This is a genomic window from Streptomyces sp. NPDC014676, assembly GCF_043084105.1.
In the GTDB taxonomy this organism is placed as follows: domain Bacteria; phylum Actinomycetota; class Actinomycetes; order Streptomycetales; family Streptomycetaceae; genus Streptomyces.
Genome location: NZ_JBIBZI010000013.1, coordinates 109520 through 134068 on the forward strand (window position 1 = coordinate 109520; position 24549 = coordinate 134068).

At 71.5% G+C, this 24549-nt stretch carries 20 protein-coding genes, 1 tRNA gene and 1 pseudogene; 8 read left to right on the forward strand and 14 right to left on the reverse strand.

The genetic code is table 11. The features are described from left to right. Window positions 1-50 precede the first annotated feature (50 nt). From ACF1DX_RS30060 to ACF1DX_RS30075, 4 genes are all read right to left on the reverse strand, one after another. A complete protein-coding gene (locus tag ACF1DX_RS30060; RefSeq protein ID WP_391794270.1) occupies window positions 51-1430 on the reverse strand; it encodes an OFA family MFS transporter in 1380 nt (459 codons plus the stop codon). A gap of 123 nt (window positions 1431-1553) precedes the next feature. Beyond that, a complete protein-coding gene (locus ACF1DX_RS30065) occupies window positions 1554-3698 on the reverse strand; it encodes an acetate--CoA ligase family protein (protein ID WP_391794271.1) in 2145 nt (714 codons plus the stop codon). A 261-nt stretch (window positions 3699-3959) separates the two neighbouring features. Further along, complete coding sequence (frc, locus tag ACF1DX_RS30070) at window positions 3960-5192, reverse strand: formyl-CoA transferase (RefSeq protein WP_391794272.1); 1233 nt, start codon at window positions 5190-5192, stop codon at window positions 3960-3962. 9 nt (window positions 5193-5201) lie between these two features. After that, a complete protein-coding gene (locus ACF1DX_RS30075; protein ID WP_391794273.1) occupies window positions 5202-6884 on the reverse strand; it encodes a thiamine pyrophosphate-binding protein in 1683 nt (560 codons plus the stop codon). A gap of 200 nt (window positions 6885-7084) precedes the next feature. Here ACF1DX_RS30075 and sucC point away from each other — a divergent pair, with 200 nt between their 5' ends. The 4 genes from sucC to ACF1DX_RS30095 all read left to right on the forward strand — a co-directional run bounded on the left by sucC (window position 7085) and on the right by ACF1DX_RS30095 (window position 10963). Next, the gene (sucC, locus tag ACF1DX_RS30080) at window positions 7085-8215 is read left to right on the forward strand and encodes an ADP-forming succinate--CoA ligase subunit beta (protein ID WP_391794274.1); all 1131 of its coding nucleotides are present in this window, start codon (window positions 7085-7087) and stop codon (window positions 8213-8215) included. Window positions 8216-8229: 14 nt separating this feature from the next. After that, a complete protein-coding gene (gene sucD / locus ACF1DX_RS30085) occupies window positions 8230-9114 on the forward strand; it encodes a succinate--CoA ligase subunit alpha (RefSeq protein WP_391794275.1) in 885 nt (294 codons plus the stop codon). Between the two features lie 73 nt (window positions 9115-9187). After that, complete coding sequence (locus tag ACF1DX_RS30090; protein ID WP_391794276.1) at window positions 9188-10729, forward strand: aldehyde dehydrogenase family protein; 1542 nt, start codon at window positions 9188-9190, stop codon at window positions 10727-10729. 149 nt (window positions 10730-10878) lie between these two features. Next, window positions 10879-10963: transfer RNA gene (locus ACF1DX_RS30095), tRNA-Leu, on the forward strand. 255 nt (window positions 10964-11218) lie between these two features. Here ACF1DX_RS30095 and ACF1DX_RS30100 read toward each other — a convergent pair. The 4 genes from ACF1DX_RS30100 to ACF1DX_RS30115 form a co-directional block, all read right to left on the reverse strand. Further along, a complete protein-coding gene (locus ACF1DX_RS30100) occupies window positions 11219-11947 on the reverse strand; it encodes an amino acid ABC transporter ATP-binding protein (protein WP_391794350.1) in 729 nt (242 codons plus the stop codon). Between the two features lie 23 nt (window positions 11948-11970). Next, entirely contained in the window at window positions 11971-12900 is a 930-nt protein-coding gene (locus tag ACF1DX_RS30105) for an amino acid ABC transporter permease (RefSeq protein ID WP_391794277.1), read from the reverse strand. After that, on the reverse strand, window positions 12897-13781 hold the full coding sequence (locus tag ACF1DX_RS30110) for an ABC transporter substrate-binding protein (RefSeq protein WP_391794278.1): 885 nt from the start codon (window positions 13779-13781) through the stop codon (window positions 12897-12899). Before ACF1DX_RS30110 ends, ACF1DX_RS30105 begins: the two co-directional genes overlap by 4 nt. Window positions 13782-13938: 157 nt before the next feature. Further along, window positions 13939-14772, reverse strand: coding sequence for an SAM-dependent methyltransferase (locus ACF1DX_RS30115; RefSeq protein WP_391794279.1), 834 nt, complete (start codon window positions 14770-14772; stop codon window positions 13939-13941). Between ACF1DX_RS30115 and ACF1DX_RS30120 the strand changes: the two genes are divergently transcribed. After that, a complete protein-coding gene (locus ACF1DX_RS30120; RefSeq protein WP_391794280.1) occupies window positions 14720-15136 on the forward strand; it encodes a transposase in 417 nt (138 codons plus the stop codon). The two genes, ACF1DX_RS30115 and ACF1DX_RS30120, sit on opposite strands and share 53 nt — an antisense overlap. On the opposite strand, the gene ACF1DX_RS30125 is transcribed toward ACF1DX_RS30120, so the two are convergent. Further along, complete coding sequence (locus ACF1DX_RS30125) at window positions 15123-15836, reverse strand: VOC family protein (RefSeq protein WP_391794281.1); 714 nt, start codon at window positions 15834-15836, stop codon at window positions 15123-15125. The two genes, ACF1DX_RS30120 and ACF1DX_RS30125, sit on opposite strands and share 14 nt — an antisense overlap. A 563-nt stretch (window positions 15837-16399) precedes the next feature. Here ACF1DX_RS30125 and ACF1DX_RS30130 point away from each other — a divergent pair. Further along, window positions 16400-16999 (forward strand): hypothetical protein, encoded by a 600-nt coding sequence (locus tag ACF1DX_RS30130; RefSeq protein WP_391794282.1) that lies wholly within the window; start codon window positions 16400-16402, stop codon window positions 16997-16999. A 52-nt stretch (window positions 17000-17051) separates the two neighbouring features. Here the strand turns inward: ACF1DX_RS30130 and ACF1DX_RS30135 are convergent, their stop codons facing one another. Beyond that, window positions 17052-17573, reverse strand: coding sequence for a hypothetical protein (locus ACF1DX_RS30135; protein ID WP_391794283.1), 522 nt, complete (start codon window positions 17571-17573; stop codon window positions 17052-17054). Between the two features lie 84 nt (window positions 17574-17657). Between ACF1DX_RS30135 and ACF1DX_RS30140 the strand changes: the two are divergent. Together ACF1DX_RS30140 and ACF1DX_RS30145 are read left to right on the forward strand one after the other, a co-directional pair. Continuing rightward, window positions 17658-17921 (forward strand): annotated as a pseudogene (locus tag ACF1DX_RS30140) (ISL3 family transposase); the annotation flags it as partial. Window positions 17922-18031: 110 nt separating this feature from the next. After that, a complete protein-coding gene (locus tag ACF1DX_RS30145; RefSeq protein ID WP_391794284.1) occupies window positions 18032-18655 on the forward strand; it encodes a DUF6461 domain-containing protein in 624 nt (207 codons plus the stop codon). Between the two features lie 31 nt (window positions 18656-18686). Here ACF1DX_RS30145 and ACF1DX_RS30150 read toward each other — a convergent pair whose 3' ends face one another. The 4 genes from ACF1DX_RS30150 to ACF1DX_RS30165 all read right to left on the reverse strand — a co-directional run bounded on the left by ACF1DX_RS30150 (window position 18687) and on the right by ACF1DX_RS30165 (window position 24452). After that, window positions 18687-18845 carry a hypothetical protein gene (locus ACF1DX_RS30150; protein ID WP_391794285.1) on the reverse strand — a complete coding sequence of 53 codons (159 nt, stop codon included), beginning with the start codon at window positions 18843-18845 and terminating at the stop codon, window positions 18687-18689. 314 nt (window positions 18846-19159) lie between these two features. Continuing rightward, window positions 19160-19891, reverse strand: a complete 732-nt coding sequence (locus ACF1DX_RS30155) for an EcsC family protein (RefSeq protein WP_391794286.1) — start codon at window positions 19889-19891, stop codon at window positions 19160-19162. A 276-nt stretch (window positions 19892-20167) separates the two neighbouring features. Next, a complete protein-coding gene (locus ACF1DX_RS30160; RefSeq protein ID WP_391794287.1) occupies window positions 20168-22309 on the reverse strand; it encodes a UvrD-helicase domain-containing protein in 2142 nt (713 codons plus the stop codon). A 550-nt stretch (window positions 22310-22859) separates the two neighbouring features. Next, window positions 22860-24452 carry a protein kinase gene (locus ACF1DX_RS30165; protein ID WP_391794288.1) on the reverse strand — a complete coding sequence of 531 codons (1593 nt, stop codon included), beginning with the start codon at window positions 24450-24452 and terminating at the stop codon, window positions 22860-22862. Window positions 24453-24549: the final 97 nt, after the last annotated feature.

Here is a 24549-nt window from a genome sequence, read left to right on the forward strand (position 1 = left end):
CGTGCCGCGGGAGGGGCCGCCCGGTCCGTGTGGGGGGAGGTTCTGTCGGGTCAGCCCTCGCCGAGCGGCCGCGGGTTGGGCGTGACGTGCTTGCCCTTGGCGCGTCCCGGCGGATGCAGGAACAGCGCCACGACGCCGGCGAAGAGCGAGATGCAGCCCGCCAGGGTGAAGGCGCCGTTGTAGCCCCAGGCGCCCACGACCACGGCCCCCATGCCCGCGCCCAGTCCCGAGACGAGCTTGGAGCTGTAGACCATCCCGTAGTTGGTGGCGTTGTTGTTCTCACCGAAGTAGTCCGCCGTCAGCGCCGCGAACATCGGGAAGATGGCGCCGCCGCCGAAGCCGGAGACGGCCGAGAAGACCAGGAACAGCGGCAGGTTCTTGATCTCGGCCGACCAGATGATGCCGAACTGGGCGAGGCCCAGGATGACGCACACGTAGAGCAGGCACTTCTTGCGGCCGTACAGGTCGGAGAGCCAGCCGATGACACCGCGCCCGGTGCCGTTGACGATCGCCTTCAGCGACATCGCGGTGGCCACGATGCCGGCCGCGAAGCCCGCGTCCTCACCGATGTCGACCTGGAAGGCGATGCCGAAGATGTTCACGCCGGAGGTGCAGGCGAGGCAGAACCACATCAACGCCACCCGGCCGGTCCTCCAGGCCTCCATCGGGGAGTACTGCTTGACGGCCGGCGGGTTCTTCTCCAGCGAACGCCGGGCCCGCGGGTCGTCCGGCGGGTTCAGCGGGTCGACGGCGGCCGGCCACCAGTTCTTCGGCGGGTCCCGGAAGTAGAAGCCGGCGACGGCCACGATCGCGGCGAGGAAGACACCCGCAGAGACCAGCACCCAGCGGAAGTTGGAGGTGTCCATGTAGCCGTGGAAGATGAAGACGAACGGCACCGAGCCGTAGGCGAAGCCGCCGTTGACGAAGCCGGTCTTGCCGCCCCGGCGCTCCGGATACCACTTGCCGACCATGTTGACGCAGGTCGCGTACACCATGCCGGCGCCCATGCCGCTGAACACGCCGAACCCGATGAAGGCGAGCGCGACGTGCGGCGCGAACGCCAGCGACAGATAGCCGAGCAGCGTGCCGACCGAGCCCAGCATCATCGCCCACCGCGCGGGCAGCCTGCCGCTCTCCCGCAGCCGCCCCGCCGGGAAGGCGACCGCCGCCTGGCAGAACACCCAGGCGGTCATCATCCAGTAGATGCTGCCGCTGGACCAGTGGTGGGCCTCGTGGAGCGTGTCCTCGGCGGACGCGAACGCGTACTCGGCGGAGGAGATGCCCATCATGCCGATCCAGGGCAGGATCACCATCCACTTGCGCTTGCGCCCCATGATGTCGATGTCGGACTCGCCCACGCGGTAGACGCGTCCGTTCCTGTCGGTCACCTCCCGGTAGGCGGCGACCCTTGAGACATCGGTGGTTGTCATGTCGATTGCACCCCTAGCGTCGAAAGTTCTGGCCAGCGCCCCCTGTCCAATGCCTTTCGTGCGCGCGCGGGTCCTCGGGGCCGGCCGACGCGCACCCGCCGGCCGGCCCCTCGCGGCCTCAGGTCATGAGCCGCCCCCCAACAGGCCCGCGGCCCGCGCCCACCGGTACTTGGCGCCCAGCACGGCCACCGGCCTCTCGGTGGTGTACGGGTACGCCACGACCCCGTGCTCGAAGAGGTACTGGCAGGCCTCCTCCACCTCCACGTCGCCCGCGAGGGACGCCACCACCGGCTTCTCGATCCCGCGCTCCCGGAACTCCGCCACCACCCGCGCGGTGAGTTCGGCGAACACCATGGGAGGAGTGACGATCGTGTGCCAGTAGCCGAGCACCAGCGCGTGGATGCGCGGATCCTCCAGACCCAGCCGGATCGTCGCCTCGTACGTCGACGGCGGCTCCCCGCCGGTGATGTCCACGGGGTTGCCCGCGGCGCCGAACGGCGGGATGAACTCCCGGAACGCCGCGTCCAGGTCGGCCGGGATCTCCATCAGCGACAGCCCGTTGTCCGTCACCGCGTCCGACAGCAGCACCCCGCTGCCGCCGGCCCCGGTGATGATCACCACGTTGTCGCCCTTCGGGGCGGGCAGCACCGGCAACGCGCGCGCGTACTCCAGCATGTCGTTCAGCCCCGGCGCGCGGATGACGCCGGCCTGCCGCAGGATGTCGTCGTACACCGCGTCGTCGCCCGCCAGCGCGCCGGTGTGCGAGCCCGCGGCCTTCGCGCCCGCCGCCGTACGCCCCGCCTTCAGCACCACGACCGGCTTCCTCGGCACGGTCGCCCGCGCGGCCTCGACGAACGCGCGCCCGTCCTTGAGGTCCTCCAGGTGCATCGCGATGCACTCGGTGTGCGGGTCCTCCCCGAACCAGGTCAGCAGGTCGTCCTCGTCCAGGTCCGACTTGTTGCCGAGCCCGACGATCGCCGACACGCCGGTCTTCGTCGTCCGCGCGAACCCCAGGATGGCCATCCCGATGCCGCCCGACTGACTGGTCAGCGCCACGCCGCCCTTGACGTCGTAGGGCGTGCAGAACGTGGCGCACAGGTCCTGCCAGGTCGAGTAGTAGCCGTAGATGTTGGGCCCGAGCAGCCGGATGCCGTGCTGCTCGGCGATCGCCACGATCTCCTCCTGGAGTTCGTGCTCACCGGTCTCCGCGAACCCGGAGGGGATCAGTACGGCGTTCGGGATCCGCTTGCGCCCCACCTCCTCCAGCGCCGAGGCCACGAACCGGGCGGGGATCGCGAAGACCGCCACATCCACCTCACCGGGAACGTCGGTGACACTCTTGTACGCCTTGCGGCCGAGAATGTCATCGGCCCTGGGGTTCACCGGGTGGATCTCCCCGGCGAAGCCGCCGTCGACGAGGTTGCGCATCACCGAGTTGCCGATCTTGCCGGCCTCGTTGGAGGCCCCGATCACCGCGACCGAACGCGGCTGCATCAGCCGCCGCATGGAGGCGAGGATCTCCTCGCGCGAGTAGCGCCGCCGCTCCTTCGGAGTCTCGGTGGAGAGGATCACACGGATGTCGGCGGCGACCGCGCCGTCCGCCGTCGCGATCACCGGGTTGAGGTCGACCTCGGCGATCTCCGGGAAGTCCGCCACCAGGTGCGACACCCGCCGGATCTGCTCGGCGACCGCCCACCGGTCCACGCCCTCCTGGCCGCGCACCCCGCGCAGGATCTCCGCCGACCGGATCGAGTCCAGCATCGACAGCGCCTCGTCGGCGTCCACCGGCGCCAGCCGGAACGTGACGTCCTTCAGCACCTCGACGAGCACCCCGCCGAGCCCGAACGCCACCACCTTCCCGAACGTCGGATCGGTGACCGCGCCGACGATGACCTCCTGCCCCTTCGGCAGCAGCTCCTGCACCTGCACGCCCTCGATCCGGGCGTCGGGGGCGTACGCGCGGGCGTTCTCGACGATCCGGCAGAACGCCGCCCGTACGTCCGCGGCGCCCTCCACACCGACGATCACACCACCGGCGTCGGTCTTGTGCAGGATGTCCGGCGACACGATCTTCATCACCATGGGCCCGCCGAACCGCGCCGCGCACGCCACGGCCTCGTCGACGTCCGTCGCCAGTTCCTCGCCGGGTACGGCGATCCCGTACGCGTCGGCGATCACCTTGCCCTCGGGCGCGGTGAGCGCGGTACGGCCCTCGGCACGCACCGAGTCCAGCAGCGCCCGAACCCTCGGCTTCCGGTCCTCGGCCATCACCTGATCTCCTTCGAGGATGCCCTGGCCTTTGGGCCGGGATGGGGGTACGTGATCGGGTAGCACGGCTGCCGTGCGTTGCGAGAACCAAGCCCGCATGCAGTGTCGATCGAGAACCAAGACGACACAGCCGAGCTTTGCTCGACAAACCGGGCAGGTTCCGTCCCGGCTGGTGTTGAGGGAGTAAGACCTTGTGGGTCATTGACCCGTGGGGCTTCCTGAGCCAGGAATCCCCCCGCTTGAGCTGGGGGAGGGTTCAACTCAGATCACCCCGTTCGACCTGAGCAGACGCAGTTCCTCGTCGGCGAGCCCCAGCTCGCCGACGTACACCTCTTCGTTGTGCTCGCCCAGCAGCGGGGAACTGCTCACCTCCACGGGGGAGTCGGAGAGCTTCAGCGGGCTGCCGACGGTGACGAACTCGCCGCGCTCGGGGTGCGGGACGGTGACGACCATCTCGTTGGCGACCAGGGAGCGGTCCTCGATGATCTCCCTGGTGGACAGGATCGGCCCGCACGGGATGTTGTGCGCGTTCAGCCGCTCCAGCACCTCCCACTTGGGCAGCGTCGAGGACCACTCCTCGATGAGCTGGAACATCTTGTTCAGTTGTGGCAGCCGGGCCTCCGGCGTCGCCCACTCGGGGTCGTCGGCCAGCTCCGGCCGGCCGATGAGCTCGCTCAGCGGCTTCCAGCCGACGGGCTGCACGATGACGTACACGTAGTCGTTGGGGCCGCCCGGCGCGCACTTCACCGCCCACCCCGGCTGGCCGCCGCCGGACGCGTTCCCGGACCGGGGAACCTCGTCGCCGAAGTCGTCGTTGGGATATTCGGCGAGTGGACCATGGCTCAGGCGCTGCTGGTCGCGCAGCTTCACCCGGCAGAGGTTGAGCACCGCGTGCTGCATGGCCACGTTCACCCGCTGCCCGCGCCCGGTGCGCTCCCGCTGGAACAGGGCGGCGAGAATGCCGGCCACCGCGTGCACACCCGTGCCCGAGTCCCCGATCTGGGCCCCCGTCGCCAGCGGCGGCCCGTCCTCGAAACCGGTGGTCGACATCGACCCGCCCATGGCCTGGGCGACGACCTCGTACGCCTTGAAGTTGGTGTACGGGCCGTCCCCGAACCCCTTGATGGAGGCGTAGACGATCCGTGGATTGATCTCCTTGATGCGGTCCCAGGTGAAGCCCATCCGGTCGATCGCGCCCGGCCCGAAGTTCTCGACCATGACGTCCGAGCGCCGGATCAGCTCGGTGAGGATCTCCTTGCCGCGTTCGGTCTTGGTGTTGAGGGTGATGCTCCGCTTGTTGCAGTTGAGCATCGTGAAGTAGAGGGAGTCGACGTCCGGCAGGTCGCGCAGTTGCTTGCGCGTGATGTCGCCGGTCGGCGCCTCCAGCTTGACGACGTCCGCGCCGAGCCAGGCCAGCAGCTGGGTCGCGGAGGGCCCGGACTGGACATGCGTCATGTCCAGGACGCGGATGCCCTCAAGTGCCTTGGGGGTCATGGGCGCACCTCACTTGTACATGGTCTGGTTCATGGTTCCGGGGGCGTACGCGTCGGGGTCCACCCAGACGTTGATCAGCGACGGCTTGCCGGACTCGCGGGCCCGGCGCAGCGCGGGGCCGATGTCGGCGGGGTCGCGGACCTCCTCGCCGTGACCGCCCAGCATCCGCGCGAACTCGTCGTACCGGACGTCACCGAGGGTGTTGCCGACCCGCTCGCGCTCCTTGCCGTACTTGGCGGCCTGGCCGTAGCGGATCTGGTTCATCGAGGAGTTGTTGCCGACGACGCCGACGAAGGGGAGGTCGTAGCGGACCAGGGTCTCGAAGTCCCAGCCGGTGAGGGAGAAGGCGCCGTCACCGAAGAGGGCGACGACCTCCTTGTCGGGCCGCGCCTGCTTGGCGGCGAGGACGAAGGGGACACCGACGCCGAGGGTGCCCAGCGGTCCCGGGTCCATCCAGTGCCCGGGCGACTTGGGCTGCACGACCTGCCCGGAGAAGGTGACGATGTCGCCGCCGTCGCCGATGTAGATCGAGTCCTCGGTGAGGAAGTCGTTGATCTCGCTGACCAGCCGGTACGGATGGATGGGCGAGGCGTCCGACCGGAGCTGCGGCAGCCGCTTCTCCAGCGCGGTCTGCTCGGCCGCCCGCAGCTCGTCCAGCCACTCCTTGCGCCGGGACGCGCCCCCGTTCACCCGCCCGGAGGCCGCCTCGGTCACCGACTTCAGCACCAGCCCCGCGTCGCCCACGATGCCGAGGTCGATGTCGCGGTTCTTGCCGACCGTGCGGTAGTCGAGGTCGATCTGCACGACCGTCGCGTCGGGGGAGAGGCGCTTGCCGTACCCCATGCGGAAGTCGAAGGGCGTACCGACGATCACGATGACGTCGGCGCCTGAGAAGGCGTACCGGCGGGAGAGCTGGAAGTGGTGCGGGTCGCCGGGCGGGAGCGTGCCGCGCCCCGCGCCGTTCATGTACGCGGGGACGTTGAGGGTGCGCACCAGCTCGATGGCCGCCTCGGTGCCCCGGGTGGTCCACACCTGGCTGCCGAGCAGGATCGCCGGCTTCTCGGCGTGCACCAGCAGATCGGCCAGCCGCTCGACGGCCTCGGGGTCACCGGCCGACCGGGTCGACGCCCGGTACGCGCCCTGCCGCGGCACGCGCGCCTTGGACACCGGCACCTTGGCGTCCAGCACATCGCGCGGGATCTCCAGGAAGGAGGGGCCGGGGGCGCCGTGGTAGCACTCGCGGAAGGCCATGGACACCATGTCCGCCGCCCGCGCCGTGTCGGGCACGGCCGCCGCGAACTTGGTGATGGGGTTCATCATGTCGACGTGCGGCAGGTCCTGCAGCGACCCCATCTTGTGTTGGGTGAGCGCCCCCTGACCACCGATCAGCAGCATCGGGGACTCCGCGCGGAAGGCGTTGGCGACCCCGGTGACGGCGTCGGTCGTCCCCGGACCGGCCGTGACGACCGCGCAGCCGGGCTTGCCGGTGATGCGCGCGTAGCCGTCGGCGGCATGGGCGGCCACCTGTTCGTGCCGTACGTCGACGACCTCGATGCCCTCGTCGACGCAGCCGTCGTAGATGTCGATGATGTGGCCGCCGCACAGCGTGTAGATGCGGTCGACGCCCTCGGCCTTGAGGGCCTTGGCGACGAGATGACCGCCTGAGATGACGTCCTGGGTGTCGTCGGGCATGGCGAAGTCCTTGTCCCTTCCTAGGGGGTGGGGAACGCTCTCGCGGTACATTGCATACAGTCGACGAATACTGTATGAAGCTTGTTATCCCGCATCCGGTGGGTGGTGTCCAGGGGGTGCGCGGCACTTTTCGGTCGCCGGTCCCCAGGCCCTCCGGGCCCCTCCCGGACCTTCCGGCGACTTCACAGACAGGAGCCGAGATGGACCTGTACGAACACCAGGCAAGGGAACTCTTCGCGGAACACGGCATCGTGGTGCCGTCGGCCGAGGTCACCGACTCGCCCAAACAGGCCCGCGAGATCGCGCGCCGGCTCGGCGGCCGAGTCGTCGTCAAGGCGCAGGTCAAGACCGGCGGACGGGGCAAGGCGGGCGGCGTCAAACTCGCCACCGACCCGGCCGCCGCCGAACTCACGGCACGTCAGATCCTCGGCATGGACATCAAGGGCCACACGGTCGGCACGGTGATGCTGGCCCAGCCCGTCGACATCGCCGAGGAGTTCTACGTCTCCTACGTCCTCGACCGCGCCGCCGGCCGCTTCCTCGCCATCGCCTCCGCCGAGGGCGGCATGGACATCGAGGAGGTCGCCGCGACCCGCCCCGAGGCGGTCGCCCGCGTCCCCGTCGACCCGGCCGAGGGGGTCACTCCGGCGGCGGCGTCCCGTATCGCCGAGGCGGCCGGACTGCCGTCGCGGACGGTCGACGTGCTCGTCCGGCTGTGGGACGTCCTCGTCCGCGAGGACGCCCTGCTCGTCGAGGTCAACCCGCTGGTCCGCACCACCGACGGCCGCATCATGGCGCTCGACGGCAAGGTCACCCTCGACGACAACGCCGTCTTCCGCCAGGCCCGCCGGGACGCCGAGGACGACGGCCGGCACGACCCGCTGGAGGCCGCGGCGGCCGCGAAGGGCCTCAACTACGTCAGGCTCGACGGCGAGGTCGGCATCATCGGCAACGGCGCCGGACTCGTCATGTCCACCCTCGACGTGGTGGCCGGCTGCGGAGCCCGCCCCGCCAACTTCCTCGACATCGGCGGCGGCGCCTCCGCCCGGATCATGGCGGACGGACTGTCGGTCGTCCTCTCCGACCCGTCCGTGAAATCCGTCCTCGTCAACGTCTTCGGCGGCATCACCGCCTGCGACGCGGTCGCCGACGGCATCGTCCGCGCCCTGGACACCGTACGGCTCACCAAACCGCTCGTCGTACGGCTCGACGGCAACAACGCGGCCCGGGGCCGGGCCGTCCTCGACGAGCGCCGGCACCCCCTCGTCGAACAGGCCACCACCATGGACGGCGCCGCGCGCCGGGCCGCCCACCTCGCCACCACACCCTGAGGAGACCGGACGACATGGCGATCCACCTCACCAAGGAGAGCAAGGTCCTCGTCCAGGGCATGACCGGTGGCGAGGGCATGAAGCACACCCGGCGGATGCTCGCCGCCGGCACGAACGTCGTCGGCGGGGTGAACCCCCGCAAGGCCGGTCGCAGCGTCGACTTCGACGACCGTGCCGTCCCCGTCTTCGGCTCCGTCGCCGAGGGCGTGGACGCGACGGGAGCCGACGTCACCGTCGTCTTCGTACCGCCCGCCTTCGCCGGGTCGGCCGTGACCGAAGCCGCCGACGCCGGCATCGGCCTCGCGGTCGTCATCACCGAGGGCATCCCCGTCCACGACTCCGTCGCCTTCCTCGACCACGCCCGGCGCAAGGGCACCCGCGTCATCGGCCCCAACTGCCCCGGCCTGATCACCCCCGGCCAGTCCATCGCCGGCATCATCCCGGCCGACATCACCAAGCCGGGCCGCATCGGACTGGTCTCCAAGTCCGGCACGCTCACCTACCAGCTCATGTACGAGCTGCGCGACACCGGCTTCTCCACCTGCGTCGGCATCGGCGGCGACCCCGTCGTGGGCACCACCCACATCGACTGCCTCGCCGCCTTCCAGGACGACCCCGACACCGACCTGATCGTCCTCATCGGCGAGATCGGCGGCGACGCGGAGGAACGTGCGGCGGCCTACATCCGCGACCACGTGACCAAGCCCGTCGTCGGCTACATCGCCGGCTTCACCGCCCCCGAGGGCCGCACCATGGGCCACGCCGGCGCGATCGTCTCCGGGTCGTCCGGTACGGCGCGGGCGAAGAAGGAGGCACTGGAGGCGGCCGGAGTCAGGGTCGGCGACACGCCCACGGAGACGGCCCGGCAGGTGCTCGCCGCCCTGAACGGCGACGGCTGAAGCCCCCGGAACCTCCTGGAACATCCTGGAACCCCCTTTCTCTCGACCGTGCACCGAGAGCGGAGCGAACCGCATGCCACCCACCCTCACCCTCAAATCCGGCACCTCCTGGACCGACGCCTGGCAGCGCTGCCTCACCGTCGCCCCCGAGGCCTTCCGTGACGACCGCGTCCTCAACCTCTGGAACTCCGCCTGGCAGCCGGACGGCCGGGCGCTGCCCGCCGTCAGCCCCGTCGACGGCAGTCCCGTCGCGGGCCCGCCGCGCCTGGACCGGACCACCGCCCGGCAGGCCGTGCGCGCCGCGCTCGACCGGCACCGCGCCTGGCGGCACGTCCCGCTGCCGGAGCGCCGCGCCCGCGTCGCCGCCACCCTCGACGCCCTCACCCAGCACCGCGAACTCCTGGCGCTGCTGCTGGTCTGGGAGATCGGCAAGCCCTGGCGGCTCGCGCAGGCGGACGTCGACCGCACCATCGACGGCGTGCGCTGGTACGTCGACGGCATCGACGGCATGCTCGCCGGCCGGGCCCCGCTCGACGGGCCCGTCTCCAACATCGCGAGCTGGAACTACCCGATGAGCGTGCTCGTTCACGCAGTGCTGATACAGGCACTGGCGGGCAACGCGGTCATCGCCAAGACCCCGACCGACGGCGGTGTCGCCTGCCTCACCCTGGCCTCGGCACTCGCCGCCCGCGAGGGGATCCCCGTCACCCTCGTCAGCGGCAGCGGGGGCGAGCTGTCCGAGGCGCTGGTGCGGGCGCCCGAGGTCGGCTGCGTCTCCTTCGTCGGAGGCCGCGACACCGGCGCCGCCGTCGCCACGGCCGTCGCCGACCTCGGCAAACGGCACATCCTCGAACAGGAAGGACTCAACACCTGGGGCATCTGGAACCACTCCGACTGGGACACCCTGAGCGCGGTGATCCCGGGGCTCTTCGACTACGGCAAGCAGCGCTGCACGGCCTACCCGCGCTTCGTCGTCCAGCGACGGCTCTTCGACGACTTCCTGGCCGCCTACCTCCCCGCGGTCCGCACGCTCCGGGTCGGCCACCCGCTCGCCGTCGAACACCCCACCGACCCCCACCCCCGGCTGGACTTCGGGCCGGTGATCAACGCGGCCAAGGCGAAGGAGCTCCACGACCAGGTCGCCGAGGCCATCGACCGCGGCGCCGTCCCGCTGCACCGGGGCGCGCCGTCCGACGCCCGCTTCCTGCCCGGCCAGGACACCTCGGCGTACGTCCAGCCGGTCACGCTGCTGAACCCGCCCCCCTCCTCCCCGCTGCACCACGCGGAGCCGTTCGGCCCGGTCGACACCATCGTCCTGGTCGACACGGAGGCGGAACTGCTGGCCGCCATGAACGCGTCCAACGGCGCGCTGGTGGCCACGCTGTCCACGGACGACCGGTCCACCTACGACCGGCTGGCCCCGCACATCCGCGCCTTCAAGGTCGGCCACGGCGTCCCGCGCTCCCGCGGCGACCGCGACGAACTGTTCGGCGGCTTCGGCGCGTCCTGGCGCGGCGCGTTCGTCGGCGGCGACCTCCTGGTCCGCGCCGTGACCCGGGGCCCGGCCGGAGAGCGCCTGCCCGGCAACTTCCCGGAGTACCAGCTCATGCCCTGACCCGTGTGACCACCCGGACACACACCGTGCACCCCGTACCGCCACCGCCCGGAGGCACGGAAAACGCAGGTGAAAGGCGCTGCGAAACCTTGGTATGGTTGTCCATGTCGCCGCAGGGGGGAACACCCCGCGAAGGCGGCGGACACCTTGTCCGGGTGGCGGAATGGCAGACGCGCTAGCTTGAGGTGCTAGTGCCCTTTATCGGGCGTGGGGGTTCAAGTCCCCCCTCGGACACATCGCTCAACCGATGGCCCCGACCGTTTCGGTCGGGGCCATCGGTTGTTCTCGTTTCATCGAGGGTGATGCGTGATGTCCCGGAAGGGGACAGGTGACGTGCCGGCACGGCGGCGGGGCGGAGCCGCCCCATGAACCCCGCAGCCGTCCTGTCCGCCATGCCCGGCGCGACGCCCGTCCCCGGCCTGGCAGCGGCGTGGCGCTGGTGTCCGCCGCTACGGCACCGCCCCGCTCGCCCGGCCCGCCGTGGCCTCCTCACAGGCGGCCCGCCTCCACGATCCGCCGCAGGAAGCGCCGCGTGCGGTCCTGCCGCGGGGCGCCGAGGACCTGCTCGGCGGTGCCGCGCTCCAGCACCACGCCGCCGTCGAGGAAGCAGACCTGGTCGGCGACCTCGCGGGCGAAGCCCATCTCGTGGGTGGCCAGCACCATGGTCATGCCGTCGCCCTTGAGGCCGCGCACGACGTCCAGCACCTCGCCGACCAGCTCCGGGTCGAGGGCCGCGGTGATCTCGTCGAGCAGCAGCAGCCGGGGCCGTACGGCGAGGGCGCGCGCGATCGCCACCCGCTGCTGCTGGCCGCCGCTGAGCCGGTCCGGGTAATCGCCCGCCCTGCCGCCAAGGCCGAGCCGCTCCAGCAGCTCCCGGGCCTGCTCCTCCGCCCGGGCGCGGGGGACGCGGTGCACCCGGCGCGGGGCGAGGGTGATGTTCTCCAGCACCGTCATGTGCGGGAAGAGGTTGTACGCCTGGAAGACCACGCCGATCCGGCGCCGCACCGCGTCCTGGTCGGCGCGCGGGTCGGTGATCTCCTCGCCGTCCAGCCGGATCACGCCGTCGTCGACGTCCTCCAGGAGGCCGGCGCACCGCAGCAGCGTCGACTTGCCGGAACCGGAGGCGCCGATCAGCGCGGTCACCGTGTGCGGGGCGACCTCCAGGTCGACGTCCCGCAGGACGACCGAGCCGCCGAGGGTCTTGCGCACGGACTCCATCCGCAGCACCGGCACGTTCCCGCTCACGTCGTTCCTCCTTGCGCCCGCCGGCGGTCCATGCGGGCCGTCACCCAGTCCGTGAGGCGGGTCATCGGGATGGTCAGGGCGACGAACACCAGCCCGGCCACGATGTACGGCGTGTAGTTGAGGCTGCGGCCCACGACGATGTCCGCCGCCCGTACGGCGTCGACCGCGCCGCCGATCGACACCAGACCGGTGTCCTTCTGCAGCGACACCAGGTCGTTCAGCAGCGGCGGCACCTGGCGGCGCACCGCCTGCGGCAGCACCACGAACCGCAGCGCCTGCCGGTTGGTCAGGCCCAGGGAGCGGGCCGCGGCACGCTGCGAGGGGTGCACCGACTCGATGCCCGCGCGGAACACCTCCGCCACGTACGCCGAGTACGTCAGCGTCAGCGCCGTACCGCCGAGCAGCACCGGGTCGACGGTGACGCCCTGGAGCCGCAGCGCCGGGACGCCCAGGACCACGATCATCAGGTTGATGATCAGTGGCAGCCCGCGGAAGAAGTCCGTGTACGCCGCCGCCAGCACCCGCAGCGGGAAGAACACCGGGCCGCGCAGGGTGCGGGCCACGGCGATGAGCATGCCGAGGAGCAGCACGGCGGCGCCGCACACCAGCAGCAGCCGCAGGTTCAGCCAGAGGCCCTCCAGGACCTTCGGGAACGCCTCGCGCGCGTACCGGCCGTTGAAGAACGTCTCCTTGGTGCGCGGCCAGCCGGGCGCGCCGACGACGAGCAGGTAGAGCGCGGCCCCGGTGACCAGGGTCGACAGCGCGGCGATCGCCGTGGCGCGGCGGGCCCGGGCACGCCGGTACCGCTCGCGCTCCAGCCGGCGCGGCGACGGGACGTACAGGTCCTCGACGGCACCCTTGTCGTCGTCCCTGTCGTCCCTGTCGTCCGCGCCGTCCCGGCCGGACCCGCCCTCGACGACGGTCACTTGAGCACCGGGGCGTCGACCGCGTCGGCCAGCCACCGCTGTTCGATCTCCGCCAGGGTGCCGTCCTCGCGGAGCGCGTCCACGGCGTTCGTCACGCAGCGGGTGAGCGCGCTGCCCTTGTCCAGCACCAGCCCGAACTGCTCCGGAGTGCCGCCCCGGTTCTCGAACTGGCCGACGATCTCGGCCTCGGTCACCTCGGCGGCGGTCATGTAGAACGCGGTCGGCAGGTCGACCACGATCGCGTCGACCTGGCCGTTCCTCAGCGCGGACTTGGCCTGGTCGTTCTTGCCGTAGACGGCGGCGTCCCGGGTCGGTCGCACGACGTCCTCGATGTAGTCGAGGCTCGTCGTGCCCACCTGGGCACCCAGCACGAGGCCCTTGAGGTCCGCGACGCCGGTCGCCTTCGCGGCCTTGGAGTCCTTGAGCGCGACGACGGCCTGGCGCACGTCGTAGTAGCCGGACGAGAAGTCCACGGCCTTCCTGCGCTCGTCGCTGACGGAGACCTGGTTGATGTCGAAGTCGAAGGTCTTCTCACCCGGTGCGAAGGCCTTGTTGAACGGCACGCTCTGCCAGACCACGGCACCCTCGCCGTACCCCAGCCTCTCCGCCACGGCGTACGCGACGGCCGACTCGAAGCCCTGGCCGTTGGACGGGTCGTCGTCCTTGAACCACGGCTCGTAGGCGGGCTGGTCGGTGGCGATCGTCAGCTTGCCGGACGTCTTCGTGGCGAGCTCGCCCTTGGCGCACGAGGCGCCGGTCGGACCGGAGGGCTTGGCGGACGCGTCGTCCTCCGGCCGCGGGGCGCAGCCGACGGCGGTCGCGAGGAGGGCGACGGTGGCGCCGGCGAGGACGCGGCGCAGGACACGAGGGGCGAGGGACATGGCGGGAGAGTGGCAGTGATCTCCCCGGTTTGTCGAGGGCACCCCGCGATAATCCGCATGCTGGGAACGGGTGTTGCGGTCTCGTGAACAGGTGGGCGGGAGCGGGGTTGGGGTGCGCCGGGACGCGTGGCGCGGGCAGGCGTCGCCTGCCGGGCCGCTACGCCTTCCGGGCCAGCCCGGCGACGATGAGGCGTTCCCAGACGGTGAGCTCCCGTTCCTCGCCTCCGGCGCCCCACGGGGTGCCGCCGACCGGGTCGGGACGCCACCGGGGCGCGGGGACGATCCCGGGGTCGAGGAGCTCCAGGCCGTCCAGCAGGGCGGCGATCTCCTCGTCGGTGCGCCACCGGCCGCGGCCGAAGGTCTGCTGGAGGACCCGCTCGGCCTCCGCGGTCTCCGGGTTGTCGCCGGACCGGAAGTGGCTGACGAAGAAGTGGCTCCCGGACGGCACGTGGTCACGCCAGTGACGGACGATCCCGGCCGGGTCCTCCTCGTCGTTGACGTGGTGGAGGATGGCGCTGAAGACGACGGCGACGGGGCGGTCGAAGTCGATCAGTTCCCGGGTGTCAGGGTGGGTGCGGACGCCTTCGGGGTCGCGTACGTCGGCCCGGACGACCCGGGTCCGGTCGTTCTGCTCCAGCAGCGCACAGCCGTGGACCAGCACCTGGGGGTCGTTGTCGACGTACACGATCCGGGACTCCGGGGCGTGCCGCTGCGCGACCTGGTGGACGTTGTCGGCGGTCGGCAGACCACTGCCCAGGTCGATGAACTGCCGCACGCCGGTGGTCGTCACGATCTGCGCGATGGCCCGCGTCAGGGCCGCGCGGTTGGCGAAGGCGATGGCCACCGACCCGGGGAGGTCCCGGAAGAACACGTCACCGACCGCCCGGTCCACGGCGTAGTTGTCCTTGCCGCCGAGCAGGTAGTCGTAGACGCGGGCGATGCTGGGCCGGGTGGAGTCGATCGAGGAGCCTTCAACCGTCATACCGCCCATCCTCTCCCGCGACACCGCCCGCCCACCGGCGTTCCGGCATCCCCGGGCGGTCCTCAACGGGATCGTGTGGAAGTTCCGTACCGGTATGGCCCGGTGGGACGTGCCCGAGCGGTACGGTTCCCGGGCCACGTCGCCCACCCGCTTCCGCCGATGGGCCGAGAACGGCACTTTCGAGCGGATGTTCCGGGCCGCCCCGGGCCAGGGCCGGCGCGGCCGGGGACATCGAGTGGCCGGCGTCGGTCGACTCCACGCTCGTCCGGGCCCACCGGCACGCGGCCGGAGCGCGAGAAGAGGGCTTCGCGCCCCGGGACGACTCCGCCGCGCGATTCGGCCGGGTGCCGGTTCCGGCTTCACCGGCGCGTGAGCACGCGGAACTCGTTGCCGTCGGGGTCGGCCAGCAGCACCGCGCCGTCCCCTCCGCGGGCGGTTCCGAGACGCTTCGCCCCGAGGGAGAGCAGGCGCTCGACCTCCGCTTGCTGATCGTCGTCCGGGGCGAGGTCCAAGTGCAGGTCCTTGCCGGGGTCCGGCATCAGCGGCGGACCGCCCCACGTGATCTTCGTACCGCCGTTCGGTGACTGGACGGCGGTCTCCTCGTCCTGGTCCCAGACCAGCGGCCAGCCCAGCGCCTTGCTCCAGAAGTAGCCCACGGCCTGCGAACCGTCGCAGGCGAGCGCTCCGATGAAGCCGCAGCCGGCCAGGAAATTGTTGTGCGGCTCGAGGACACAGAACTCGTTGCCCTCGGGGTCGGTGAGCACCACATGGGACGCGTCCGGTCCCTGGCCGATGTCGGCGTGCCGGGCGCCGAGGTCGAGCGCTCTGGCCACGGTCTCCTGCTGGTTCTCCGGGGAGGAGCTGGGCAGGTCGAAGTGCAGCCGGTTCTGGGCGACCTTCTGCGCCTGGGAGGGACGGAAGCCGAGGCGGTAGCCGGCGTCGTTCCCGGACAGCAGGGCGACGCCGTCGTAAGGATCGTCGGCTCTCTCCAAGCCCAGGACGCCGGACCAGAAATGCGCCAGGCGCTCGGGCTGGTGCGCGTCGAAGGAGATTGCGAAGAGTCGGCTGCTCATTGCGCCACGCGTCCTCGGTCCGTTGAGTGCCGGCTGTCGGCAGGGCGCCCCGCCGGCGCCTCGAACGAGGATCCTACGGGCGGGCCGGCCTCAGTCGCAGCCGAGTATTCCGCGGCCCCGGAGCCGGAGCCGGACCCTCCGCGGTGTGGGCTGAGGCGGGTGAGTCTGCTGGTCCGGGGTATGAAGGATGGTCGGCCGGGCTTCCTGCCCGGTGCGACAGGACCGCCGAGTCCTACGAAGCAGCGGTCACCCTCGCCTCACTCCTGATGCGGGCGTGAAAAGAACGGCAGTGCCTGGAAGGGCGTACCCGTTCTCGCCACGAGGGGCGGGCTTCGGTTGGGCGGCGCGCTGTTCGGCCACGGTGGGGTGGACGGCGATCGCTTCGGCCGCCCGCCCGAAGCAGGATCTCGGCCTTCGCACACAGGGCGGCCCGCCACCCGCAGGAGGCAGGGACCAGGGCTTGTCCGGGCGGTCCTGGCCATAGGCTGAGTGCGGCACGTTCAAACCGGACAGGGTATGGGGCAGGGGGTGACGGGTTGGGCCGGCAGGAGAGGTACCGCAAGGTGATCAGGCCGCTGCTGCGAGCCGGGATCGAGGTGATGCCCGACGCGGTTCCGGGCTCGGCGGTACCGCATGTCGTGGGGTACGAACGGGAGCGGGTTTTCGGGTTCCGCCTGGTCGATTACAAGGACCCGCGCTTCGTGGAGCGGCTCAACGAAGCCTGGTACGACCTCGCCACGTCCTCCGGCCTGATCGACGAGAACCGCGAATTCCTCCTCATGCTGCCCAGGGGGACCCGGACCGCCGAGGAGGACCGCCGGCGACGCACGATGCACGTCTGGCACCGGGTCCGCCTGTGGGAACGGTGGGACCTCATGGGGGCCGGCGCGGCGACGTTCCTCGGCGTCCGCGCGGGCCGTCCCGGCTTCGCCATGCTGGCCCTGGACAACAGTGTCTGGCTTCTGGCCGACACGTACGAGACGGGTGCGGCCGTGTACGCGGTGCGCGATCCCGCCGGCTCTCCAGGGGTGCTGCGCGAGTTGAAGCGGGAGTGGGAGCGGCTCGCCGGGAAGGACGAGGACCGGGAGTTCCGGCGTGAGGTCGGCGAGTGGCTCGAGAGCAGGCGGCAACACCGGACGACCGGCGCGGACAGGGTGGGGTGAGGGGGAGGGCGTACGCGGTCCGGGGAAGCCCGCGGTCGTCGGGGCCCGGTTCTCAGGGTTCCACGCCGCAGCGTCGCGCGATGGCTTCGAGGCGTTCGAGTTCCCGCGCTGCTGTCGGGTGGGCGAGGCCGAGGGCCATGTCCGCGCGGGCTGTGATGTAGAGGATGTCCCGGCGGGTGGCGGTGTCCAGGCCGGGGGCGGTCCGGAGGCGGCGGCCCGTGACGCTCAGGTAGATCGCGATGCTGTCGAGTTCGTCACGCAGGTGCACAGGAAGCACCTCCCGCAGGTCGTCCTTGGCGTAGTCGCGCGCCTGCCGGTCCGCCGTACAGGGGTCGGGCAGCACGGGAGCCCAGGGAAGGCCGGCTTCTCGCGCGTCGTCGTACATCTCCGCCACCAAGGCGCGTGCGGACTCGGGATCGCCCTCGGCGACTGCCTCGCGGGCCGATCGCAAGGTGGCACGCAGTCGTGCACGGGCCTGGGGGTCTTCGCCGGTCCGGGCGTCCAGATAGCCGGACCACACGTCGAACGCCTTGCTCAGCTCGGCGTCCAGCATGATCTTGTACACGTCCGGCACGCTGCCGCCCTTCCGTCGAGCCCGTCCCGGCATGGACGGCAGCGGTCAGAACAGGACAGGCACAGGGCGGGACACCTGCGCTTTTTCGCACAGTTGCTCACACCTGCCGCAGGTAACGAGAAGAAACTCACCACGTGGATCGCGAGTGTCCACACGACCCAGCCGCGCTACCCCCATGCCTTCACCCACAGCCTCGAAACCGACCGCGCAGCCGTCGACGCAGGCCTCACCCTCCCGCACCACAACGGCTGGACCAAAGGCGTCCACACCCGCACCGAACGGATCACGGGGTGGATGCATGGCCGCGCGGGCTTCGACCTCCTTCGGCATCGCATCCTCCTGCACTGAACGTCACCCTCCGCCACCGCCGATGACGGGACAGAGCCGCTCGTTTGACAGGCCGGGGCCCGGCGGACACGATCCGGTGAGCAGAGCCGGCAGAGGGGACGGGACGGAACATGGCAGCGGAGGTGCTCGACTGGGCGGGCGACCGGATGTGCGTCACCTTCACCCGGGGCCTGGACCCCGCCGAGCTGTTCACCCGCTACGGTGCCGACCCGGCCCGTTCCCGCCTGCTCGATGCGGACGCCGCGTCCGACCTGTCCACAGGTCAGTCCGCCGCCGGAGCGGTGTCGCTCCTGCGGGCCGGAAGGCTCGGCGACTGGACGTTCTGCGTCGAGGAGGACGGCGTCATCGGCTCGTGGCCCGAGCTCCTCGCCGCGCTGTCCCGCGGCACCGAGACCTACGGCGTCCTGTCCACTGAGGGCCTTGCCGTCTTCCAGCACTGGCGCGACGGCCAGTGCCTGGAGAACTTCGAACCCGGCTCGGAACGAACCCGGCCCGAACACTCCGGCCCTTGGTGGGACAGGGTCCAGGAAGCCCTGGCCGAGCACGGGGGCTCCGGAGTCGCCCCCGTGGTCGCCCTCGTCCTCGACCACCTCGGTCTCACCCTGGACGACGCGACCCTGGCCGCCCCCTGGCCCACGCTGACCGTCGCGGAGGACGACGCCCCGTCCGCACCACGCGGCGACTCCTACGCGGGCGAGGGCCCGGTCCCGCCGGGCGCCATCGAGATCCTGTAGGTTCCGGGTCGTCCCTGTCGCCCCAGGCCTTTCAGGAGTCCGGAGACGGGCTTCGGTTTCCGGTGCACACCGCTCCCTTACTGATCTGTCCCGCCACGTGCCCGCCGGGCGCGGTGAGCGTCTCCGTGTGGGCGGCGTGCAACAGGCGCAGCAGGGGTTGCCAGGTGGCGAAGTCATGGAGTGAGGGCACGAGAAGACCTCCTGAAGGCGTGTTCGCCGATTCCGGATCATGGGCGGGGCGCCGACGACGTGGGGCGCCCCGGGCCGAAGCGGCCCGGGGGAGAAGGGGGAACGGCGGTGGGGAACATGTTCGACGTCGGACGAGGCCGACGGAGGCGGACCCACCGTGCCCCCCGCGCCCGGGGCGCGGTGGGCACTTCGCCTTCGCCGCGCGGGGCGTTCTTCGTCTCCTCGCCGACCGTCAGCGCGACGAGGATCGCGCTGACGGTGCAGGAGATTCCGGAACCCGTGCGGCACGCCTCGTCCACTCGGTCCGCTTCTTCGTCACTCCGGTTCCTCGGCTCGCAGGGTGCCGTCGCGCAGGGCCTTGTCCGTGGCCCGTCCGATGATCGCGGTCGCTCCCGCGTCCACGGCGCCTCCGACGATGCCTCCCAGGATCGGGATCCCCTTGGCGAGCGTGATCGCGGCGCGCTTGGTTCCGTACTTCGCGACGAGGTGGGTTCCGGCCTTCTTGTTGATCGCCCGGATCACCGTGATCGGGATCTTCTTGATCATCTGCTCGCCGAGCTTCTGGCCGACCTTCACGCCGAAGGACGCCAGGACGTTCTGCGCGCTCATCCCGATCGCGAGCATCATCGCGACGGTCCGCACGTGCGGATCACGGATGTCCCATCCCCGGAGGTGCGCGATGGAACCGGCCATCCGCATGTTGATGGCGAGGGACGCGGCCACGTTCGCGGGGATCGTCACGCCCGCGGTGATCAGACCTCCGAGCCCGGTGACGAACCCCTGGGTCCCGGCCGCGGCCACGGACTCCTTGATGAGGCGGGCGACGACCGCGTCGATGTCGTCCTTCATGTCCTCGGGAGAACGGCGCTCCTCGTCCTCAGGCGCCCGGTAAGCGTCACCCTGCCGACGCGAAAGACGGTCCTCGGCCCAGGTCACCGACCCCGTGACCGGTCCCACGCCGTTCACCATGACCTTCTCCGCGAGATCGGCGATCCACCGTCCGGCCTTCTCGACCGCTCCCTCGTCAGGAGTCTTCTCGTCGGCCATCACACACCCCTTCCGCGAGCGCCCCAGCGGGGCGTCCCGCACTGCTGCGGGCAGGAGGAGGAGTCCGGTCGCCGGCACCCCGGCAGAGCCGCGGGCGGCTGAAGCCGCGTCCCCCTCGCCACCGCCCGCCCACCCCTTTACGCCGCGACGTCCTTTGCCGCGCCGCCCTTCACGAGCTGAAGCGGCTACACCCTCCCATGAAAGTGAAAGCGCCGTCAAACCTCACCGGTTTGCTTGCGTGCGTTCGATCGGGGGACGGTGAGCGGACCGTGCCGGCTACCCCACCCCGCAGCCGGCCTCCACCAGGAACGGGCTCGGCTGCCCGGTCCACGAGACGTACAGGCCGTCCCGGGCCCGGGTGCAGGCGACGAACAGCAGGCAGCGTTCCGCGGCGAGGTCGGCCTCGTGCTGGAGCCGGTCGACCTCCTCCGGGGTGATGGCCGAAGGGTTCGGCAGCGCACGGTCGTGGACGCCGACGACGGCGGTGTAGCGGTACTCGAGCCCCTTGAAGGTGTGCATGGTGCCCACGTTGACCGCGTCGTCGGTACGGGCGGTCCCCGCGCGGACCCGGCTGGCGGGGACCCCGGCTGCGATCAGCCGGTCCTTGGCCTTCTCGCAGGTCTTGTTGAACCGCGCGCAGATCCCGATCTCCCCGTACGCGGCACCGCCGTCCACCCACGCGCGCACCTGCTCGACCAGGGCGTCGAGTTCGGCCTCCTCCGTCTCCGCCTCGTGGACGCGCGGCCCGGAGCCGTGCAGGGCGGAGCTGTACCCGATCAGGGTGTCGTGCCGCCCGCTGTCGGCCAGTTCGGCGTAGGGGCGGCCGAGCAGGAGCCCCGTCGCCCAGCTCAGGATCTCCTGAGTGGAGCGGTAGTTCTTGCGCAGCTTGGTCGAACGGCCGGCGACGTTGATGCCGAGGGACTTCAGCGACACCCGGTTGTCGTAGATCCGCTGGTGCGGGTCGCCCGCGACGAACAGGTCGTCGGGGCGCCGCGGGGCGGCCGCGCGCAGCATCCGCCACTGGGCAGGATGGAGGTCCTGGGCCTCGTCGACGACGACGTGCCGGTAACACGGCCCCTGCCCGGTCAGCAGATCGGTGGCCTCCACGCAGGTGCCGAGGTAGGTGCGCAGCCCGTCCTCGGCCAGCCGCCCGGTGAACTCCTCCACGGTCCGCCACACCAGCGGCCGGGCGGAGGACGGCAACGCGCTGCCACGGCCCCGGCGCTCGCAGCGCTCGTACGCCTCTTGAGCGCGGATGTCCTGGGCGAGGACGACGTGCTTGTACTCCTGGGCGAGGAACTGCGGGGTGCCGGTGAAGCCGGTGGCTTCCGCGGCCTGCTCCCACCGGGAGGTCTCCTCGTACCCGGTGAGCGGCCGGCGCGAGGTGTTGACCACGCGCCCGGCGAAGGCGTCGACGGTCATGACGTCGACCCGGTCACGCAGGTCCGGATCGTCGACGAGCAGGCAGAGCCCTTCGGAGAGGGAGTCCACGAGGGCGTTGGTGAAGGTGGTGAGCAGGATGCGGTCGCCGTCGCGCAGGTGCCGCAGCAGGTGCCGCACCCGGTGGAGGGCGACGACGGACTTCCCGGTGCCGGGCCCGCCGGTCACCTGCGCGGGGCCGGAGTACGACGGGCGGTAGGCGACCTTGTGCTGGGCGGGATGCAGGAAGATCCGCCAGGCGGTGAACGGCTTGTCGAGGATGTCGCGCAGTTCGTCGGCGTCCGTGACGACGGCGATCCGGGTGCGGGTGTGCGCGATGGCGGTCGCGTAGTCGGTGGTGTCGACGGGCTCCTGCGAGACCGCGTCGGCCAGCGCCGGCACGACGACCTCCTGCCACGTCTGCTCGACGCTCGCGCCGAGGGCCAGGTGCTCCAGCACCTTGTACTGGTCCGGCGGGAAGAACCGCCCGAAGACGTCGAGCTGTTCCAGACCGGTCAGTACGCGTGCCTGCGCGAGGGTGGTGGCGTCGATGCCGAGCGCGGCCATCTCCCCGTCGGAGACCTTCGCGAAGAGCCGTCGCTCCTCGGCGGGCGCGATGCGCTCGTAGGTGGGGGTCAGCTCCTCCAGGGTGGCGATCTCACGGAGCTCCACGGCGCCGGTGACGGCGTTGATGGTCGCCTTCTGCCGTACCGCCCACTCGGTGGCCTCGTCGTGCGGGCCGACACGGAGCAGCACGAAGGTGTCGCCCGTCTCGGGCGCGAGGACCACGCCGCGGTATCCCTGGGTGATCCGGATGGTCCGGATCTGCCGGTCCCTGGCGCCCTTGAGGGATTCCAGCTTCAGGCCGGGGTCCCTGAAGAGCTGGTCGAGGGTGAGCCGCTCGAACTTCTCCCAGGCGTCGAACACGCCGTTCCTGACGTGCTTCTCGAGCTTCTCCAACTGCTGACAGAAGGCTCTGTCGAGGGCGAGGTGCGGCATGCCGGGATTTTAGGCCGCCCCGCCCCGGCGTGGCCGCGGGCCGTGGGCGTTCGTCCAGCGGCTGCCGTCCGGGTTCCGCCGGTCACCCACCGCCGAGTTCCCGGCTGCCCGGAGGCATCTGATGGCCAACGCCCTCAACCGGTTGCCGGGCCCGCCCGATTGCACCGGCCGGGCCGTCCGCCAGGAGACCGACGAGCCGCCGGCCGACGAAGAAGTGATCGCGGAGGGATTCCCCGAGGACTCACTGGACCAGTTCGATGTGGGGGTGGGAGGGGTCGGCCGGGCAGGCGTGGAGCTGGAGGTGGTAGCCGCCGACGATGTCGATCAGGGTGAAGTTGCCGTTCCGGGCGCCCAGGGGAGGCGGGGCCGGGCTCGCCGGTTCCTCCTCGGCGATCCAGGACGTGCCGATGCCGTCCCATTCCGAGGAGGCGATGGTGAGGAGCGGGACCGCCTCGGTGCCGCACTCGGGGCAGGGGCGGTCGACGGGGTCGATGTCGCCCCAGCCGGTCCAGCCGCCGGTCGGCCTTCCCGGTGCGGCGCCGGGGCCCGGTCACCCGCCGTCGAGTTCCCGGCGGAGCATGGCCAGGACCTCCGCGGCCTCGACGGCCACGTCGTGGTGCGGGCCGTGGACGAGCACGACGTCCTCGTACAGGGCCTCCAGGCAGGCGCGGGCCTCCTGCGGGTCGCCCTGGCCGATCAGCAGCACACCGATGTCACGGCGCAGCTCCACGGCCGCGTCGCTGACGTCGCTCTCGACGGCCCGTTCCACCTCGAGGACGGCTCGGAGCTCCGCCAGTGCCTCGGTCACCTGGCCGAGTTCGCCGCGGCAGCGGGCGGCCTGGGCTCGGCAGTCGCGGGCGGCCTCGTCGGCCGGTCCGTTGATGCGGCCGTACGCCTCGGCCAGCGCCTCGAACTCGGGCAGGGCCGCCCGGTGGTCGCCCGCCAGCTGCCGGCTGACCGCCCGGCGGCGCCGCAGCCGCAGGACGGCCTTGTTCTCGGCGCCCAGGGCCCGCGCCAGCGGTTCGATCATCTCGCCCGCGACCTCGGCGGCCTGCGTGTAGCGCTCCTCCTCCATGAGGGCGACGTAGTGCTCGTCGACCTCCCGCAACTGGGCCCGTAGCAGCTCCCGTTCGGGCGGCGAGACCACGTGCTCGGCGACCCGGCCGGGCGCCGCCGCGTCCGGGGCGGCACCGGGACGGCTCTCGACCCGGGCGCGGGGCGCGTAGGGGCGGCGGTAGAGCCCGGTCGGGTCCGGCGCACCGGGCGGCCCGGCCTCCCCGAGGGCGGAGGACTCCCCGGGCGCGGGCAGGAACGGCATCAGCCGCTCGTACACCTCCTGCACGTCCACCGGCCGGCTCTCCGGGGTCTTGCGCAGCAGGTGCAGGACCAGCGCCTCCAGTTCCTCCGGCACGTCGGCGCGCAGGCGTCGCAGCGGGGTGGGCGCGGCCCGGACGTGCCGGTCCATCAGCTCGAAGTCGCTGCGCGCGCTGAACAGCGTCTTGCCGCAGAGGAGTTCGTGGAGCACGCAGCCGAGGGCGTAGAGGTCGGTGCGCGGGGTGACCCGGATACCGCGCACCTGCTCGGGCGCCATGTACTGGTGCGTGCCGAGGGGCCGGCCGGAGGCCGTCAGCCTGGTGACGTCGGTCTGCAGGATCGCCGCGACGCCGAAGTCGAGGACCTTCACCGTGCCGTCCCGCGCGACCAGGATGTTCGACGGCTTGAGGTCGCGGTGCACCACGGGCACGTCGTGCGCGTACGACAGCACGGTGGCGACCTGCGCGGCGACCGCCGCCGCCCAGCTGACCGGGAGGGGCCGCTCCTCGTGCACGTACCGGGTGAGGGGGACGCCCTCCACCAGCTCCATGACGAGGAACAGGTGCTCGTGGGTGCTGTCGAGGACGGCGTCGTACACCTGCGGCACGCCCGGGTGCTGGATGCGGGCGGTGATCCGCGCCTCGCGGCGGAAGCGCCGCTCCAGCTCCTCGGCGAGCTGCGGCGTGGCGGCGACGGCCTGCGGCCGGATCCGCTTCACGGCGACGGGCCGGTCCAGCACCGCGTCGTAACCCCGCCACACGTCGCCCATGCCACCGTGGCCGAGCCGCTCCAGCAGCTCGTAGCGGCCCGCGATCGGTCTGTCCGGCACCTGTCCCCGCCCCGCGTCCTCACCGGCGCTCGCTCGTTCTCCCGAGCCCCGTCGGTCGCGGCCAGTTTCCCCGGAAAGGGATCACTGCGTCCAGCCG

Excerpts from the sequence above, each read along its gene's own strand:
- ACF1DX_RS30060 (WP_391794270.1), bottom strand. The coding sequence starts at position 1,430 with ATGACAACCACCGATGTCTCAAGGGTCGCCGCCTACCGGGAGGTGACC.
- ACF1DX_RS30065 (WP_391794271.1), bottom strand. The coding sequence starts at position 3,698 with ATGGCCGAGGACCGGAAGCCGAGGGTTCGGGCGCTGCTGGACTCGGTG.
- frc (WP_391794272.1), bottom strand. The coding sequence starts at position 5,192 with ATGACCCCCAAGGCACTTGAGGGCATCCGCGTCCTGGACATGACGCAT.
- ACF1DX_RS30075 (WP_391794273.1), bottom strand. The coding sequence starts at position 6,884 with ATGCCCGACGACACCCAGGACGTCATCTCAGGCGGTCATCTCGTCGCC.
- sucC (WP_391794274.1), top strand. The coding sequence starts at position 7,085 with ATGGACCTGTACGAACACCAGGCAAGGGAACTCTTCGCGGAACACGGC.
- sucD (WP_391794275.1), top strand. The coding sequence starts at position 8,230 with ATGGCGATCCACCTCACCAAGGAGAGCAAGGTCCTCGTCCAGGGCATG.
- ACF1DX_RS30090 (WP_391794276.1), top strand. The coding sequence starts at position 9,188 with ATGCCACCCACCCTCACCCTCAAATCCGGCACCTCCTGGACCGACGCC.
- ACF1DX_RS30100 (WP_391794350.1), bottom strand. The coding sequence starts at position 11,947 with ATGGAGTCCGTGCGCAAGACCCTCGGCGGCTCGGTCGTCCTGCGGGAC.
- ACF1DX_RS30110 (WP_391794278.1), bottom strand. The coding sequence starts at position 13,781 with ATGTCCCTCGCCCCTCGTGTCCTGCGCCGCGTCCTCGCCGGCGCCACC.
- ACF1DX_RS30120 (WP_391794280.1), top strand. The coding sequence starts at position 14,720 with ATGCTGGGCCGGGTGGAGTCGATCGAGGAGCCTTCAACCGTCATACCG.
- ACF1DX_RS30115 (WP_391794279.1), bottom strand. The coding sequence starts at position 14,772 with ATGGGCGGTATGACGGTTGAAGGCTCCTCGATCGACTCCACCCGGCCC.
- ACF1DX_RS30125 (WP_391794281.1), bottom strand. The coding sequence starts at position 15,836 with ATGAGCAGCCGACTCTTCGCAATCTCCTTCGACGCGCACCAGCCCGAG.
- ACF1DX_RS30145 (WP_391794284.1), top strand. The coding sequence starts at position 18,032 with ATGGCAGCGGAGGTGCTCGACTGGGCGGGCGACCGGATGTGCGTCACC.
- ACF1DX_RS30155 (WP_391794286.1), bottom strand. The coding sequence starts at position 19,891 with ATGGCCGACGAGAAGACTCCTGACGAGGGAGCGGTCGAGAAGGCCGGA.
- ACF1DX_RS30160 (WP_391794287.1), bottom strand. The coding sequence starts at position 22,309 with ATGCCGCACCTCGCCCTCGACAGAGCCTTCTGTCAGCAGTTGGAGAAG.